15 protein-coding genes are annotated in these 16,487 nt (G+C 57.0%); 6 read left to right on the plus strand and 9 right to left on the minus strand.

The genetic code is table 11. The features are described 5' to 3' along the window. Nucleotides 1-109 precede the first annotated feature (109 nt). Nucleotides 110-1,033 (plus strand): DUF2846 domain-containing protein, encoded by a 924-nt coding sequence (locus ACH3PB_RS11960; RefSeq protein ID WP_416395113.1) that lies wholly within the window; start codon nucleotides 110-112, stop codon nucleotides 1,031-1,033. A 58-nt stretch (nucleotides 1,034-1,091) separates the two neighbouring features. Here ACH3PB_RS11960 and ACH3PB_RS11965 read toward each other — a convergent pair whose 3' ends face one another. The 5 genes from ACH3PB_RS11965 to ACH3PB_RS11985 form a co-directional block, all read right to left on the minus strand. Next, on the minus strand, nucleotides 1,092-1,586 hold the full coding sequence (locus ACH3PB_RS11965) for a Dps family protein (RefSeq protein WP_416395114.1): 495 nt from the start codon (nucleotides 1,584-1,586) through the stop codon (nucleotides 1,092-1,094). Nucleotides 1,587-1,715: 129 nt separating this feature from the next. After that, the gene (locus ACH3PB_RS11970; RefSeq protein WP_416395116.1) at nucleotides 1,716-2,885 is read right to left on the minus strand and encodes a M23 family metallopeptidase; all 1,170 of its coding nucleotides are present in this window, start codon (nucleotides 2,883-2,885) and stop codon (nucleotides 1,716-1,718) included. Nucleotides 2,886-3,058: 173 nt separating this feature from the next. Continuing rightward, on the minus strand, nucleotides 3,059-4,570 hold the full coding sequence (locus ACH3PB_RS11975; protein WP_416395118.1) for an N-acetylmuramoyl-L-alanine amidase: 1,512 nt from the start codon (nucleotides 4,568-4,570) through the stop codon (nucleotides 3,059-3,061). After that, the gene (gene tsaE / locus ACH3PB_RS11980; RefSeq protein ID WP_416395120.1) at nucleotides 4,554-5,081 is read right to left on the minus strand and encodes a tRNA (adenosine(37)-N6)-threonylcarbamoyltransferase complex ATPase subunit type 1 TsaE; all 528 of its coding nucleotides are present in this window, start codon (nucleotides 5,079-5,081) and stop codon (nucleotides 4,554-4,556) included. The genes ACH3PB_RS11975 and tsaE overlap by 17 nt, the downstream gene beginning before the upstream one ends. Next, nucleotides 5,078-6,676, minus strand: coding sequence for an NAD(P)H-hydrate dehydratase (locus ACH3PB_RS11985; protein ID WP_416395121.1), 1,599 nt, complete (start codon nucleotides 6,674-6,676; stop codon nucleotides 5,078-5,080). The genes tsaE and ACH3PB_RS11985 overlap by 4 nt, the downstream gene beginning before the upstream one ends. Nucleotides 6,677-6,791: 115 nt before the next feature. Between ACH3PB_RS11985 and queG the strand changes: the two genes are divergently transcribed. Continuing rightward, nucleotides 6,792-7,925 (plus strand): tRNA epoxyqueuosine(34) reductase QueG, encoded by a 1,134-nt coding sequence (gene queG, locus ACH3PB_RS11990; protein WP_416395123.1) that lies wholly within the window; start codon nucleotides 6,792-6,794, stop codon nucleotides 7,923-7,925. On the opposite strand, the gene orn is transcribed toward queG, so the two are convergent. Further along, nucleotides 7,903-8,484: an oligoribonuclease gene (gene orn, locus ACH3PB_RS11995; RefSeq protein WP_416395125.1), complete on the minus strand. Its 582-nt coding sequence runs from the start codon at nucleotides 8,482-8,484 to the stop codon at nucleotides 7,903-7,905. The two genes, queG and orn, sit on opposite strands and share 23 nt — an antisense overlap. Before the next feature lie 149 nt (nucleotides 8,485-8,633). On the opposite strand from orn, the gene rsgA reads away from it, so the two are divergent. Next, the gene (gene rsgA, locus ACH3PB_RS12000) at nucleotides 8,634-9,716 is read left to right on the plus strand and encodes a small ribosomal subunit biogenesis GTPase RsgA (protein WP_416395127.1); all 1,083 of its coding nucleotides are present in this window, start codon (nucleotides 8,634-8,636) and stop codon (nucleotides 9,714-9,716) included. A gap of 18 nt (nucleotides 9,717-9,734) precedes the next feature. Here the strand turns inward: rsgA and motB are convergent, their stop codons facing one another. Continuing rightward, a complete protein-coding gene (motB, locus tag ACH3PB_RS12005; RefSeq protein ID WP_416395128.1) occupies nucleotides 9,735-10,817 on the minus strand; it encodes a flagellar motor protein MotB in 1,083 nt (360 codons plus the stop codon). After that, the gene (gene motA, locus ACH3PB_RS12010) at nucleotides 10,814-11,665 is read right to left on the minus strand and encodes a flagellar motor stator protein MotA (protein ID WP_416395130.1); all 852 of its coding nucleotides are present in this window, start codon (nucleotides 11,663-11,665) and stop codon (nucleotides 10,814-10,816) included. The genes motB and motA overlap by 4 nt, the downstream gene beginning before the upstream one ends. A gap of 80 nt (nucleotides 11,666-11,745) precedes the next feature. Here motA and ACH3PB_RS12015 point away from each other — a divergent pair, with 80 nt between their 5' ends. Genes ACH3PB_RS12015 through asd form a run of 3 tightly spaced genes read left to right on the plus strand, consistent with a single transcriptional unit; the run spans nucleotide 11,746 to nucleotide 15,528 of the window. Next, nucleotides 11,746-13,686 carry an HDOD domain-containing protein gene (locus ACH3PB_RS12015; protein WP_416395131.1) on the plus strand — a complete coding sequence of 647 codons (1,941 nt, stop codon included), beginning with the start codon at nucleotides 11,746-11,748 and terminating at the stop codon, nucleotides 13,684-13,686. A 38-nt stretch (nucleotides 13,687-13,724) separates the two neighbouring features. After that, nucleotides 13,725-14,633, plus strand: a complete 909-nt coding sequence (locus tag ACH3PB_RS12020) for a sulfurtransferase (RefSeq protein WP_416395133.1) — start codon at nucleotides 13,725-13,727, stop codon at nucleotides 14,631-14,633. A gap of 1 nt (nucleotide 14,634) precedes the next feature. Next, complete coding sequence (gene asd / locus ACH3PB_RS12025; protein WP_416395135.1) at nucleotides 14,635-15,528, plus strand: archaetidylserine decarboxylase; 894 nt, start codon at nucleotides 14,635-14,637, stop codon at nucleotides 15,526-15,528. On the opposite strand, the gene epmA is transcribed toward asd, so the two are convergent. Continuing rightward, a complete protein-coding gene (gene epmA, locus ACH3PB_RS12030; protein WP_416395137.1) occupies nucleotides 15,525-16,463 on the minus strand; it encodes an EF-P lysine aminoacylase EpmA in 939 nt (312 codons plus the stop codon). The genes asd and epmA overlap by 4 nt on opposite strands. Nucleotides 16,464-16,487 lie beyond the last annotated feature (24 nt).

Raw genomic sequence — 16,487 nt, forward strand, 5'->3', positions numbered from 1 at the left:
TTTTGCATGGATCATCGTAAGATGGCGAGCCTGACCTGCCGCTCTGCTGCACATTGCAGCGACTGCAGGTCACCAGATTCACAAGTACATGCGGATAACTGATCATTTGATGGTTGCAGCTGATTTCACCCGCGCAGGGTCTACAACAACAACGCCTTCCAGTCGCCGTATCGTTTCCGTCCTGCGCATTACAACGCTCGTTCTGGCGTGTTCGCTTCTGAGTGGCTGCCCCACTATCTATCTGGCTTTCGAAAAACATGCCGGCACATTCCTTGTCGCTGTCGACGGCCCGCAATTCGTGCACATCCCTGACACCGATTGGGACAGCCGCAAAAATGCCATGGTTTATTTCTATCGGCCGGCCAGTCGCTGGTCGCTCGAGGAAATCGACGCACCATCCATATTTATCGACGATCGGCGCTACTTCAGCATGCGTGGTAGCGGCTTCACCTGGCTGGAGATGGCTCCAGGCGTCCGCCGGGTCACCGTTCGGCGACCGATAGGATTGCTGCTGGGATTTGAAGGTATTGGCGACTTCGCGCTGAGTAAGCCTGTGGATGCCGAGTTCGAAGTGGAAGCTGGTAAGGTGTACTACTTCAGATACTCGGAAATCGACAAGCCTTCGAAGAGAAATCCTGACCTGCCACCAGACAGTCTCCTCGGTGAAGGTGACCTACAACTGGTGAGTGGCGAAGTCGCTTTCGAGGAGATCGTCGACACTCGCTTGATTACCAACAAGCCACCGCTCGGCAAGATTGATGCGCCGAGGTCAATCGTGCAGCTGAATATTCAGGATTCTTTCGCAAAAGAGCGTCAGCAACTGATGGCGCAGCGCGAAGAGGAGCTGGAAGAGCTTAAGGCGGAGGGCCACTGGCGTCCAGCACCCTGGTACAAGCCCTTTGCTGCCGGCAGCCCTACCAAGCGGGTGGAGGCCGACAAGGCCCTGCGTAAACTGGACAAGGAAGTAGCTGAATATGAGCGCTCTCTGGCCGCTTCGGAAAAAGACGACAAGAAGTGGTATTGGCCCTTCTGACGCTAGCGGCGCAGTGATACCGGTCTGCGAGTGGAACGCAGACCGGACCGACGCTGTGTTACTTACTCAGAAGGCTGGTTAGCATCCAGGCAGCTTCTTCGTGCGCGCCTATTCGCGACGTCAGAAGATCAGCCGTGAATACGTCGTCGTGCTTGTCGGCCTCTTCAACTGCCTTGCGCATCTGCTCCGAAAGCTTGTGGTGATCAGCAGCTAGCTCCTTGATCATGTCTTCCGCACTCGGTAAGCCAGACACATCCTCGACCACGCTGTTTTGCATGTAGCTGGTCAGACCAACCGGTGTCGGAAAACCCAGGGCCCTGACCCGCTCTGCGATCTCATCGATGGCAGCTGCGATATCCTGATACTGCTCGTCCGTTAGTTTGTGAACGGCATAGAAGAGCGGGCCTACCACGTTCCAGTGATAGGCGTGAATCTTGTGATACAGCACGTACGAAGTGGCGAGAACTTCGCCAAGGCGCTTGCTCAGTGCCTTGCGGTCATCACGGTTCACGGCACTCTTGATTTCTGTTTCCTTGGTCGCCTGATTAGCCATTAACTTCTCCTCTTGCGGTTCTGGCCTTGATAGCCAACTGAATTACCTGAGGAGATATACGGTGATTTCAGCAGGAGATATCACCGCCGAATACCCGTCCGCTTAAACGGGTCAAGCTAACTGGCCGACTTACTCCTGAGCTGCGACAGCTGGCGTATTATCGAGGCGCCGCAAGGTTGTCGCCTTCAGCGGGTCGAGCGATTCCTTTCCATTGCGAATTTCAAAATGAAGATTGGTACTGGTGGCGAGCCCACTGCGGCCGACTTCGCCAACCTTGTCACCCTGCCGAACACGACTGCCCGGCTTCAGGCCGGCACTGATTTTGGACAGGTGAGCGTAAATGGTCTCCATGCCACCAGCATGTTCAATCCGAACGACCCTGCCAAAGCCGCCTTCACGGCCCGCCCGGGTGACCTTGCCGCCGGCCACTGCAAAAACAGCATCACCGCGATTGGCGGCAAAGTCGACGCCCTTATGCATCATCCAGCCGGCGAGCACTGGGTGTTTCCGACGCCCGAAGGCTGAAGACAGCCGTGCATCATGCACGGGCAGCAGAAGTGAAAGCACGATTTTACCATTCTTGCTGATAACCAGCTTCTGCTCACTCCCCTCGCCAATCCGATTGACTTCAAACAGGCCCTTGCTGGTCTGCACGCTTGCGGCATTGATTGCCCGAGGAATTCGCTTCCGCTGACCATCGTAGGTGTAAATGGCTTCTTCATACCGGAGACTGATTTCTTCGCCCCCAGCAAAATCACGTTTGAAATCAACATGGGCCTCGAGCGTCTCGGAAAGCTCGAGGATAACTTCCGGAGAGACACCTGCCTCCACAGCCGAGTCGATGACACTGCCGGACACAGTGAATTCTACAGACACGGTGCGTATCTGGGGGACCAACTGGGCAAACTGGGATACCGTCACATCGTTCACCAGCGTCGCCTCGGCCATGCCACCGAAACCGAGATCCAGCAGCACCCTGAACGAGCTTGAATCGTTGACGCCCTCGAGATTTCTCTCAACCTGGACAACCTGACCTGGCTTTATCGTCTTCAGATCGAGATGCTGCGCGAGGGCCTGGTTAACCTTATAGGCCTGCTGACCGTTCATACCCGCGGCATTGAGTGCCTTGGCAAGCGTATCGCCCGACTTGATCTGGTAGCTGAAGCGTTCTGCCGCAATCGCTGTATTGAAGGTCTGCACGGCCAGAAGCGCGGCCGTGAGGCCCACGCCATGGCATAAACGGCGAAGCATGCTGAACTTAGGCAGGCTCGGTACAGCCCGGGGAAAGTTGTCTCTCATGTGGTTTAGTCTAGTTCCATTTATGTGAAATGGCTCGGCCTGTCTCTACACTGAATATAGACACAGAGCAGACGAAGGCCCGGAGCGGTGAGTCGTAAAATCATGAACAGGTGGTTAGCAAGGATAGCGGCGACAGACGGGCGGCCCAATGACCGCCGTTGGCGACGCCATCATCACGACGACGGAATTTGCAGAACCTGCCCCACCAGCAGGCGGGAACTATTGAGCTTGTTGAGGCGCATCAGCTCCTCGATACTGCTATTGGTTTCCACTGCGATCCGGCTGAGCGTGTCACCCTGCCGGATTGTCCGGGTAATCGATACCGCTGCGCGATCCGATCGACCTGAAACCAGACTTTCTGTTTCCCGCGCCCGTTCTGCTGCAATGAAAGCGGCCGGGTTCTTCTGATAGGCCAACAGACTGCCTGGTGGCGGTGTCGACCAGAAATAGTCATGAACACCCTTGGCGATCGCAGCCGCTATCTTCTGCTGATAGGCCGGTGTGTTCAATCGTCCCGACTCCGCAGGATTTGAAATGAAGCCGGTTTCGACGAGCAACGAAGGGATATCAGGATTTTTCAGCACCACAAAACCAGCCTGCTCGACGCTCCGCTTGTGCAGTTTTGCGAAGGAACCGAGTGACTTGAGTATGTTGCCACCAGCATGAACGCTGGCCTTCATGCTGGCAGTCATGGAAAGATCCAGCAGTACGCTGGCCAGTACGGCATCCTTGTCGCCAAGCGTGACGCTACCGGTTCCACCGATGAGATCGCTTGAGTTTTCTTTCGCAGCCAGCCAGCGTGCCGTCTCACTCGTGGCCCCGCTCTTCGAGAGTGCATAAACCGAAGCACCGTGTGCACGACGATCGTTGAAAGCGTCTGCGTGAACTGAAATGAGAATGTCCGCATTATACTTTCTGGCGATTTCAGTGCGGGTACGTAGCGGAATGAAGGTGTCATCACTTCTCGTAAGCTGCGCTGTGTACCCGGGTTGATCATTGAGAAGCCGCTGCAGCTCACGCGAAATTTTCAGAACTACATCCTTCTCGCGCACGTTTCGCGCGCCAATCGCGCCGGGGTCCTTGCCGCCGTGCCCAGGATCGATGACAACGACGATATCCCGTTTTTCGAGCCCAGGCGCCTCCAGCGCGGCCGCTGTAGTGGAGCTCTGGCCAAGCCCACCCTGCCTGGCTACAGTGGTCTGGGCGCGGCTCTCACGTGTCGCTGTCTTTTCGGCACCTGCATCTCGCGGAATATCAATGACCAGCCGGTGACCAAACTCGCCCTCCGGGCCCAGCACAAAGCTGCGCGCGTTCGCAGTGTGGTTCAGTTCGAGCACGATGCGCAGGTCCTTGTTGCTCCTCACGGCACTGCGCAAGCTGGAGATCGGCGTACCCGAGAAGTCGAGCTTGTCAGGGTCGACTTTCAGACGGGCATTGGCCAGATCAATGACCAGCCGGTTTGGCTTCTGTAGCTCAAAAACGTTATGTACAGTTGAAGAATCAAGATCAAGGACAATTCGGGAGGCGCTGCTGCCAGCCCATATCCTGATGTTTTCGACCTCAGCCGCAGACGCAGACGCACTGGTCGCAGCGAGAATGAACGAAAACAGTATGATCAGACACCGGTTCGACATGCGTCCAGGGCCGTGCTTTACGCGGCCGGCATGCCTATTGAATGGCGACATCAGTGTTTTCCTGTAAGGTTTGTGCAATATCCTGCGTCAGTGTATCAGCCGCCTCGTCCAGTGTAACAGTGCGACGATGGCCATCGAAACTGAAGCAGAGGCTAATATCCGGAGATGGCAGTACCTCCTGCCCTCGTTCCGGCCATTCGACGACATTCAGTAAGGCCCGCCGCAGGCCCTGAGCGGGTTCCTGGTCTGGCACAGCAAAGTAGTCCCTGATACCCATGTACTCGAGCTCCTCAGGATCATCCAGGCGATACAGATCGAAATGGTTCACGCTGAGGGTGGCGAGCTCGTAGGTTTCCACGAGCGTATAGGTGGGGCTCTTCACATTCCCAGCGAAGCCAAAGTGCTTGAGCAGATGCTGGGAAAAAGTGGTCTTGCCACTGCCAAGGTCTCCCTTGAGATAGACGGTCACAAGTCCGGTCTGGTTCATGACCAGCTGCAGCTTCGCCGCGCAGACTGCAGCAAACTGATCAAGCGCGGAAATAGTATCGATAATCACTTTCATAGCGCCTGCACCACGCGCGCTGCCGTCACGGCAGGCTCCTGAGTGTGGGCCTGTAGCGTCTCGACGGCTTCGAGTTGCAGATGCAACGCGCGCACCGCGGCTTGCCAGGCAGGCAGACCCTGCGCCAACTGTGCCGCGAGCAGGCCGGTGAGAACGTCGCCCATACCACCGCTAGCCAGCGCTGGATGTGCAGATGCCACCACAGCCACTTTGGTACGCCGATCTCCCGAGTCTGATGATTCGGGCCAGGCTACCAGGCCGCCCGCACCTTTGAGCAGGACACAGCACCCATAGCCCTGACACAGTCGAACCACTGATTCGAATCTGTCTGCGTTGATTGATGCCGCTGTCGAATTGTCGTCGGGGTAAAGCGCATTCATAAGTGTGGCCGCTTCTCCAGGGTGCGGCGTGAGACAGACCCTGGGACCGAGTTCACATGGCTGCTTTGCCAGCTGGTTCAGGCCATCGGCATCGATCACACAGGGCAACTGCCTCTCCTGAACGGCGCTGAGAACGGTTTGCCAGCACATCTGCCCCCATGGCTCCCGCCCCAGCCCAGGCCCAATGGCTATACAGCTGGCGGCCTCGAGCATCTTGCATAGCGCTGAGCGATTCTCCACCCCACGCCACATTATTTCGGGTGAACGGCTCAAGCCGGCGGTCACGTGGGCGCTGCGTGTCGCACTCATGACCACGCCGGCACCGCCACGCGAGCAGCTTTCGGCTGTTAGTAGAATGGCGCCCCCCATGCCCTCGTCGCCACCGGCACAGAGAACCTTGCCGAAATTACCTTTGTGAGAGACCGGTGAACGCGCAGGCAGAAACTGCAGGGCCTGTTTTCTTCCGATAAGCATATAGTCTGTAGCATCAGCTGCAGTCTCGGCTTCAAAGCCAAGTGGCTCGAGCTGCAACTCACCAACAAACTCGGCGGCCTGGTGAGTTAACAGGCCCTTCTTCAATGCAATGAATGTGCAAGTGAGATCAGCGCGAACAGCCGTGTCCATCACAGCACCAAGCTCGCAGTCGAGACCCGAGGGACAATCGACGGCAAACACCGGTTTGGCACTCTCATTGATGAGCCGGATAAGATCCGGGCCAGGGAATCTGAGCTCGCCCTGGAGGCCGATACCGTACAATGCATCGACGACGAGGTCTCCACTCAGCTCGAGTCTTGCTCCCTCTTTGAACAGACACTCCTCGAACTCAGCCACCGCACCATCCGCATCGACATTGGCGCGAAGTTCGCGAAAGGCTTCGCTACGATCGTTCAATTCGGCATGCACTGCCTCGAGGCTGCTGACATCAAGGCCATAAACCAGCTGTACTGCGATGCCATGCTGCAAAGCCAGTCGGGCCATGACCAATCCGTCGCCACCATTATTGCCACCACCGACTACAATGCTCAGGCGCTTGCAATCTGGCCAGCGCTTACGAAGCAGCCGAAAAGCGGCTCTCGCCGCCATTTGCATCAGCGCGAAGTCACCGTGTTGCTCGCACAAACGGGCATCGATTTCGCGCAGCTGCGCGATTCCGTACACTGGTAGCGGCTGGGTGAACGTTCGACCAGCCGAATTTGCCCGACTATAGATTCTCATGGATGCTCACAGGATGCCCAATACCACCTTCATCAATCAGAAATAACATGAATATAAACCGCTATGCTTCTGTAAAGCATAACAAAGCCCAGCAGAAAGTACAGAATACAACCAGATGACCGATCTTCGCGAAGCACCGTCCGCTGATCCTCTGATTATGCGTGAACTCCGCAGAAAACTTGATATCTGGGCCAATGAGCTGGGTTTTCAACAGCTTGGTGTTTCCGGCATACAGCTTGGCGACCACCCTGAAGCCTTGCAACGCTGGCTCGACAAGGGCTATCACGGGCAGATGTCCTACATGGCGGAACGTGCATCGCTACGGGCGGCGCCAGAGACGCTGTTTGAAAATGCGGCCAGTATCATTTCGGTCAGGATGGACTTCTGGCCTGCGAAGCGGGCGAAGAAAGGGCTGCCTCCCGCACTCGACGACGGTGAAACCGCCTATGTGGCAAGCTATGCTCTCGGGCGCGACTATCACAAGCTGATGCGCTCACGCCTGAAGAAGCTCGCCGATCGAGTACGTGATTTCGCTGGCGACTACGACATGCGGCCGTTTGTGGACAGCGCGCCCGTGCTGGAACGTGGTGTTGCCCAACAGGCAGGCCTCGGCTGGATCGGCAAGAATACCATGCTGATCAATCCGGCTGCCGGCTCACATTTTTTCCTGGGCGAGCTGTTCACTAGCCTGCCCTTACCCGCCGACAAGCCCTTTACCGACCAGCACTGTGGCAGCTGCCGGGCGTGTCTTGATGTCTGCCCGACCTCGGCCTTTCCTGAGCCAGGCGTACTCGATGCCCGTCGCTGCATTTCCTATCTCACTATCGAACATCGCGGCAGTATCGACGAAGCGTTACGTCCGCTAATGGGCAACCGGGTGTTTGGCTGTGACGACTGTCAGGCCATCTGTCCCTGGAACAAATTTGCCCATTTCACCGAAGAGGCGGATTTTCATCCGCGTCAGCAGATCAGCGACAGGAAGATGGTAGAGCTTTTTAACTGGACCGAGGAAACCTTTCTCAAGCAGACCGAAGGTTCAGCCATTAGACGAACAGGCTATGAAAGCTGGCTGAGGAACCTCGCGATTGGCCTTGGCAATGCCCTGGCCGGACGTGGCGTACTCGGTAAAGCGGCGCCGATGGCCGACAAGGATGCCATCCGACGCGCTTTGGAGACGCGCCTGGATCATGAGTCAGCGGTAGTCCGTGAACATGTGCGCTGGGCGCTCAGCCAGCAGGCTCCATCTTGATGAAGTGATCCCGGTACCAGGCCAGCTCGGCGATCGACTCACGAATGTCATCAAGGGCGGCATGGGTGTTGCGTTTGCTGAAGCCCTTGAGAATGTCAGGACGCCAACGGCCTGCAAGCTCCTTGAGCGTACTGACATCGAGATTGCGATAATGAAAATAATCTTCCAGGGCCGGCATGTAATTCGCCAGAAAGCGCCTGTCCTGACAGATACTGTTCCCACACATGGGTGAGCCACCTTTAGCAACGTGACGCGAAATGAACTCGATCATGGCCTGTTCTGCCGCAGTCTCAGTGAGACGACTGTTGCGAACACGCTCTGTCAAACCGTTCTGACCGTGCGTGCGTTGGCACCACTCATCCATGCCATCGAGCACGGCGTCGCTCTGATGCACGACCAGGACTTCGCTTTCCTCTATGATCTCAAGTTGTGAATTGGTCACGATGGCAGCCATTTCGATGATGCGGTCCCGAGCCGGGTCCAGTCCCGTCATCTCGAGATCTATCCATACCAACAGCTTTTCACCGCTCTTGCCCTGCGCTGCCTGATCCATTGCCATACCTTGCCCCTGATTTGTACGATTGACCGTCTGAACACATCAGGCGGTTTTCACGCCCGCCTTCATTGATTGAGTTATAGTGGCTGCAATCGACAGGAATGCCAACCCGCTTGATAATCCTGTCACAATTGCTGCCCCCGGAGTGTGATTTGGCCAAACGTAGACTGACAGTACAGCAGAAGCGCCGCATCGAAGGGCGTCAGCAGCAACATGGTGCCTTGCAAAGCAAGGGCGACAGGGTGAGTGACGATAGTCTCGAGCCGCCACGCGAAGGGCTTATCGTCAGTAACCATGGTCAGAAGTTATTGGTCGCGGAACTTGAGTCCGATGCCGATGGCGTGGCACACCCGGTGCTCGACATCGCACGCATGTACCGCTGCCACGCCCGCAGCAATCTCCCGCCAGTAGTGGCTGGAGACCGGGTGGTTTTCCAGGTGGAACGCAAGCCCGCCAGCGAAAAACTCACCGGGGTCGTCAGTGCGCTTATGGAGCGGCGCAGTCTGCTATCCAGGCCAGACAAATTCGGCCGCCTGAAGCCAGTCGCCGCGAATGTCGACAGAATCTGCGTCGTCGTCGCACCGCTGCCAGAGCCGCACTTCAACCTCACTGACCGCTATATCGTGGCTGCTGAGCTCTCTGGTGCCGCGCCACTGATCATTTTCAACAAGGCGGATCTTGTAGCCGATGATCCATCTTCACGAGTGCACGAGATGCGCGAGCTCTATACCTCGCTTGGCTACGATTGCATTCTCGTGTCCGCAAAGTCCAAAACAGGTACGGCTGAACTGCTTGCGTTGCTCGATGGCACAACTGCCATTCTCTGCGGCCAGTCCGGGGTTGGCAAAAGTGCGTTGGCCAAGCTGCTGATAGACGATGAAGAGGCTAGTGAAATTGCCATCGGTGCGCTGTCGGAAGCGGTCATAAAGGGTCGGCATACAACTACTGCCGCAAGGCTGTACCGTCTCAGAGCTGGAGAAGGGTTTCTGATCGATTCGCCAGGTGTGCGGGAATTTGGCCTCTGGCACCTGGAACAGACCGATCTTACGCATGGCTTCATCGAGTTTCGGCCCTTCCTCGGCCAGTGCCGGTTCAGCGACTGCAGCCATACTCACGAGCCGGATTGCGCAATTCTCAAGGCGCTGGAGGACGGCCACATCGATCCGCGGCGCTGGGACAGTTACCGTGCGACCGCGGATTCGCTCGACATGTTCGAGATCCGGCCTGAAGCCTGAATAACAGTTGTCCCCAGACTACCAGGCCAGACTGTCCGGAGCTGGTTCGGCAGGTACGGGTTTGCTTGGTGCCGGACGGGCGGGCTGCTCTTCCCGGTCCTGAGTCAGGCCACGGCCGTCCAGTCGCTGCAGGATATCGTCCGTGGATCTCGCGGCGGCACTGCCTGATCCACCAGCAGCCCCACTGGGTTTGGCAACTGGAGGGGGAACCGGTGGGGACGCCTTCGGCAGGATCTGGTCCCTGCCCGGCGTCACCTGTTCAGCATCCTCCATGATGAGTGCTGCCCGCCTGTTGAGCACCAGGATCGTGATGCGACGATTGATCGGATTGTAGGGTTCGGTGCTGTCGTACAGCGATGAAGATGCCAGACCGACTACGCGGGAAATATGGTCTTCAGGCAAGCCCCCTTCCACTAGCGCTCTGCGAGCCGCATTGGCTCTATCCGACGACAGCTCCCAGTTCGAGTAGCCTGCAAAACCAGGAAATGGTCTGGCATCGGTATGCCCCGAAACGACCAGGCGGTTATCGACCCGCGAAATGGTCGGAGCCAGCTCATTGATGATCTCGCGTGAGTATTCCTTCAATTCAGCCGAACCCGTGTCGAACATCGGCCTGCCTTGCTTATCGACGATCTGGATACGCAAGCCCTCGTCCGTGATGTCGAGCTTCAGCTGATCCTTGTACTCCCGTAGCGTGGGGCTCCGCTCAATCTGCTCCAGAATCACGTTCATCAATGAATACAGCTTGCGATGCTCCACCTGATCCACGATGTCCTGAGCCTGACGTTCTTCGAGCTTGATTTCGGGTTGGCTGATAGGAATGGCATCGGGATCATCTACCACCTGAATCGATACTGCCCCGCCGAGGTCGATCACTGATGGACTGCCGCCTTCGGTGAAGCCGATGGGGTCTTCAAAGTAGCTGGATATCGCCTCCTTCTGTTCTGGCGACGCCGATTCACTCAGCCATAGCACCAGAAAGAAAGCCATCATCGCCACGGCAAAATCGGCGAAAGCGACTTTCCAGGCGCCCCCGTGCGGCTTGCCCTTCTTGACGATGCGCCGAACGATAATCGGCTGGGGCTGGTTCAGCTGCTTCATCTGGCTTTTACGTGATCATTCAATTCCTGGAAGCTGGGACGAACACTTGAATCGAGCGTCTTTCTGCCAAATTCAATCGCTATCTGGGGCGCCTGCCCGCCCAGGAAGGCCAGAATACTCATTTTCGTGCATTCATAGGCCTTTATTTCGGCATCGGCCAGGTGATGAATGGCGCTTGAAAGTGGCCCAACGAAGCCATAGGCCGCCAGGATACCTATGAAGGTTCCCACCAGGGCAGCAGCGACGTGCAGGCCCAGCTCGGCAGGCGGACCGCCAAGCGACTTCATCGTGATGACAATACCCAGTACGGCGGCAACGATACCAAAACCGGGCAGGCCATCCGCGATGGCATGAACTGCATCGCCGGGTTTCTCGAGTTCATGCTGCCGGGCGGTGATTTCCATATCGATCAGGCCTTCCAGCTCATGGGCAGCCATGTTGCCAGAGGCGACGATACGAAAATAATCGCAAACGAAGTCTCGCAACTTTGGCTGACTCTGAATCGACGGATATTTATTGAATAGATCGCTCTCATTAGGCTCATCGACATCAGCTTCGATTGACATGATGCCGGCCTTGCGTGACTTGTCGAAGAGCTCGTACAGCAGCGTCAGGAGATCCAGGTAAAGTTGTCGAGTAAAACGACTACCGACAATGACAGTCTTGATCGAGGCGCCGACTGTTTTGATGGTTTTGAATGAATTGGCAATCAGGAAGGCGCCAAGAGCAGCGCCGAAGATGATTACCAACTCAAAAGGCTGCCACAGGGCAGCAAGCTCCCCGTGTGAGAGCACGTAGCCCCCGAGAACGCTGGCTAAAACAACAATCGATCCGATCAGAAGCAACATGGCAAATTCGTCAGCTTGGGATATGCTTGGATTAGAACAAGTTAAGTAGATGATCGTTTAATTAACAACTGTGTGGAGCGTTGTACCTGAACGAAGTCGAGCTAGAGCACCCTGACCGGGAGCCCGACGCCGAGGCAGCCACGGCTGCCAAACTGGCAAGTACAGTGGCTTCCATGCTTGAGCGACCGCTTCCGGCGGTCACTCATTCAGGTCGTCTGTTGCATCTTGCGCTGAAGGAAAAGGAGCTGACCTTTGCCCAGATGGCCGAGCATGTGCAAAACGATCCGGTCCTCGCGCTTACGCTCATTCGCAATGCCAACCTGTTCATGCGCTCCAAGGAAGCCGCCATTCGGAATATTCCCCAGGCCATCAGCATCATTGGGCTTGAACGTCTGAGCGTGCTGCTGCAGACCACCGGCACTTACGACTATTCGGAAGATCCTGGGCACAAGAAAACAGCGCTGCTGGAAGCAGCTCTCGGGCGCAGCCTCTGTGCAGCCGAAATGGCGCGCTTCACCTACACCACCGCAAAAAAGCCTGAAGAAGAGATACGCAACGCCTTCTGGAACACCCTGCTCTGGGCGAGCCCTTATTGGTATCTCTGGCACTGGCGCGGCAAGGAGATGCAGGCGGTCTATCAGCAGACACGGATGAAGGGCATGGCACATGTCGATGCGCGCAAACTGGAGCGCAGGATCCTGGGATTCGAAATCCGTGCGTTCTGGCGCGAAGCTCACAAGCAGATGGCGCTGCCAATTCTTGATGCCAACACCCTGTTCGACCATGAGCTCGCGGACATGCGCACGCTTGCCAAGCTCACTTCAGCGGCCAAGAAAGGGTATGAGAACGATTCGCCGCGCGCCTATATTACCAAGCCTTTGCGACAGTTCAGCAAGCGACCGGGCTTTACCGAAACCATGCTCAACCTGCTGGTCGAACATGCGAGCATAAGCTGGCACTCAAAGGCTGTGAATCGATGCTTCTTCGCCATGGCAGCACGCTGGAAGGCGTCGCCTATACTGGGTGTTCGCTGGGCCCATGAGGTCGCTGTACTCAGTGCCAGGCAACACCCGCTCCGCCACGGCGTGGGCCTGGCTGCGTCGCTATTGACGCCCGAGCCGGGTCCGGGTGAGCCACTGTTCGACTGGCCAGAGGCAGCCCCCGCGACTTCTCCAGAGCCAAGGAAGCCATTTCGGCCTCAACCCACGCAGGCAAGCGTCGGCACACCAGGCAAGCCGCCACACCTCGCGCCCGATGCAGAGCCCTCGGAACCGCCTGCAGTGAAAACAGCCAGACCGGATGTTGCCGATGACAGTCCGCTCAAAGTGGCCGAGGCTGAGTCCGAGCCTGGACCAGCTACGACAGCATTGAATCAGGTGGCAGAGCCCGAACCGCAGCGCAAGTCGATGCCGACTTCACCCGATCAGTCGCCCATCAAGACCTATGGTATGGCTGATATTCCGCGTCAGCCGCAGCTGCGCAAGGCACCGAACCGCGCCCTTTTCAACCAGACCATCCAGGACATGCTGATTAACCCGATGCAGTTCGAGGGTCTTCCGGACCTGATGCAGACCACCATAAGCTGCGTAGTCGACGGCATTGGACTGGAAGCCTGCCTGGTCAGTCTCATGACGGCCGACCGAACAGCAGTGAAGGCCTTTTTCACCACGCCACTGCCCGCCCGCGAGACGCTGGAAGGTCGACAGCTGCGTCTCGAGGAGTTCCCGCTGTTCTCGAAACTCATGCGGAAACCCGCTTCAATCTGGGTGAGTCCCGAATCCTCGCCACGGATCAAGGCGCATCTTACCGAGGAGTTTTCATCGCTGTTCCAGGTGCAGGAATTCTTCGCCAGCTCCTGTTTCGTCGGCACACGCCCAGTCGGGCTGATTTACGCTGATAATGGCTTCCAGAGTGGTCCGATGACGACCTTCGAGTACGAAAGTTTCAAAGAGCTCTGTAATGCAACAAGCCAGGTCGTTTACAATCTTGCCCAGCGTGCCCGGTCGAACAAGAAGAGCTAGATACCGGTGCCAAGCTTCATGACTCCAGAGGCCCTTCTTTGACCCATTCAATCTCATCCCAGACCAGCGAACTCGAACACTGGTCGCTGCTCATTCAACCGCAACAGTTGCTCGACTACATGCAGCGACCCACCGAGACACGAGTGCTGGTGGTCGACCTGTCGCCGAAAGCGACCTTTGAGCAGCAGCATGTCGAAGGTGCCATGTGGCTAGACCCCACGCGGACCAAAACCCACCCGCCGTTCAATGGTAAGCTACCAGAGATTCAGCAGCTTCAATCCATCGCTGCCGATCTTGACCTCCATCACAACGACCATCTTGTGGTTATGGATGCCGAAGGTGGCGCCTGGGCCGGCCGCTTCGTCTGGCTCATGCTGAGCATTGGCTTCAGTAATGTGCACGTTGTGGACGGTGGGCGCATTGCGTGGGAAGGCCTCGGTCTTCCCATGGTGAACACTAAGTCCGACCCCGCCGCCCCGCCACCCGCGTCTGTTCGTGGCTCAGTCTTTCTACCCGACGCAAGCTCCGTGGCCGCATCCGCGCCTGCGGTCAGCGTCGACTTATCCACACTGAAAGAACTTGTCGAAGCTGGCCAGGTGCAAATCTGGGATGCCAGATCTGCAGAGGAGTTTGCCGGCAGGCGTGTCACCGCAAAAAATAACGGACATATAAAAGGCGCCTGTCATCTTGAGTGGACGAGCCTGCTCGACCCAAGAAACCATTATCGCCTTCGCCCAGATGCCGACTTGAGCAAGCTTCTCACGCAGGCTGGTCTCGACCCCGATCGTCAAATCGTCACGCATTGCCAGACCCACCATCGCTCAGGCCTGACTTTTCTTGTCGGCCGACAGCTGGGTCTGGATATCAAGGCGTATCCCGGCTCCTGGTCCGAATGGGGCAACAGCGACAGCACTGGCCATCTCATTGAACAGACAGGAGTAGCCTGACATGGGCAGACGTGACGACATTTTCGTAAAATCCCAGTACCTCGTTCCGCAGGGTTCGCTCTCGCGGCTGGCTGGCAAGATTGCAGCGTCGACTGACCCGCGACTGAAAAACGCCTTCATCAAATGGTTTGTGAAGAAGTACCAGGTCGACATGAGCGAGGCTGCGGAATCTGAGCCCGAAGCCTTTGCAAGCTTCAATGATTTCTTCACACGAGCCCTCAAACCTGGCGCACGTACTATCGACTCAGCGAAAGACGCTTTAGTCTCACCTGTTGATGGCGCAGTGTCCCAATTGGGCACCTTGCTCGCAGGTCGTATTCTGCAGGCCAAAGGTCGGACCTATAGCGCTCTGGAACTCTTTGGCGGCGACAGTCTGGCTGCCAGACCGTTTCACGGTGGCGAATTCGCGACGATATATCTGGCGCCCAAGGACTATCATCGCATTCACATGCCGTGTGACGCGCGCCTGACCAGCATGATCCACGTCCCCGGCCGCCTGTTCTCGGTAAACCCCGCTACGGCTGAAGCCGTTCCAAGTTTATTCGCGCGTAATGAGCGCGTCATCTGCGTGTTTGATACCGAATTCGGTCCATTTGCAATGGTACTGGTTGGTGCGATGATTGTGGCGAGTATCGCTACGACGTGGGCTGGGCTGGTTGGGTCCGGTGATCAGAAACGCACCGGCGCTACCATTTCAAGGATCGATTACGAACCCGATGGCGATAATCCCGCACCGACTTTCCTCAAAGGCGAGGAAATGGGGCGCTTCCATCTCGGTTCGACAGTCATCCTGCTGGCACCGCCTGACAGCTTCAAATGGAATGATGCCCTTCACGCTGGCTCACGCCTCAGACTTGGCGAACGAATCGCCACCTTGAATCCAAAGCGTGGCTAACTAATAGAGCTCGAGGCGAAGCTGAGTACCTGATCGATGCGGGAAAGGCCTAGCAAACGCATCACCAGCCGGTCTACGCCGAGCGCTATGCCGCTACACGGTGGCATGGCCTCCATCGCGGCTACCAGCGAATGGTCCAGTGCCAGCTCAGGCAACCCGAATCGTCGCCGACGTGCGTTGTCGTCTTCATGACGCTTGCGGAACTCGGCCGTGTCAGTGAGCTCATGGTAGGCATTCGCGATCTCCAGGCCATAGAGGTATAACTCGAAGCGTTCAGCGACAAGACGCCCAGCCGCATCTAACCGGGTTCTGGACTGCGAGGCTTGCTCTGCCGGATAACCCTCGACGATGGCTACAGGGCAGCTGGCCAGTAGCGCTTCTGCCCGACTACTAAACAGCAGGTCGAGCAAGGTCGCAGGCTCTGCCGATTCGACATCATCGTAGCCACTGACCTGCTGCCTGACAGTAGCTCTCAACGCTTCATCGCTGACCGTAAACGGGTTGACCCCACAGGCATCGATCATGAGCTGCGCGTAGGTAAAGCGCTTTGGCAAGGCAAACTCGGCTAAGGATGGCCAAGGCAGCTCGCTGACTCTTTCAGCGTGACCAGCGAGTCCTGACAGCAGCGCCAGAGTCTCAGCCAGCATATCTTCCAGTGCGAAGCCGGGGCGATACCACTCGAGCATGAGAAACTCAGGATTGTGACGCTTGCCACTCTCGTTTGCCCTGAAGGCCTTGCTGAAGGTGAAGATGGCACCTGAACCCGAACCAAGCAGACGCTTCATATAGGGCTCTGGAGAAGTCAGGAGATACTGGCCGTTGCAAAGGCGCAGACTATTCAGGTGTACATCGCTGGCTGAGGTGTCTGCCAATACCGGAACGTCGACTTCCAGAATGCCGCGGTCCTTGAAGAAATGGCGCATCTGGTCCAGCACAGCAGCCCTGGCCCGAAGGACCTC

Source organism: Allohahella sp. A8 (genome assembly GCF_047946665.1).
In the GTDB taxonomy this organism is placed as follows: domain Bacteria; phylum Pseudomonadota; class Gammaproteobacteria; order Pseudomonadales; family Oleiphilaceae; genus Allohahella.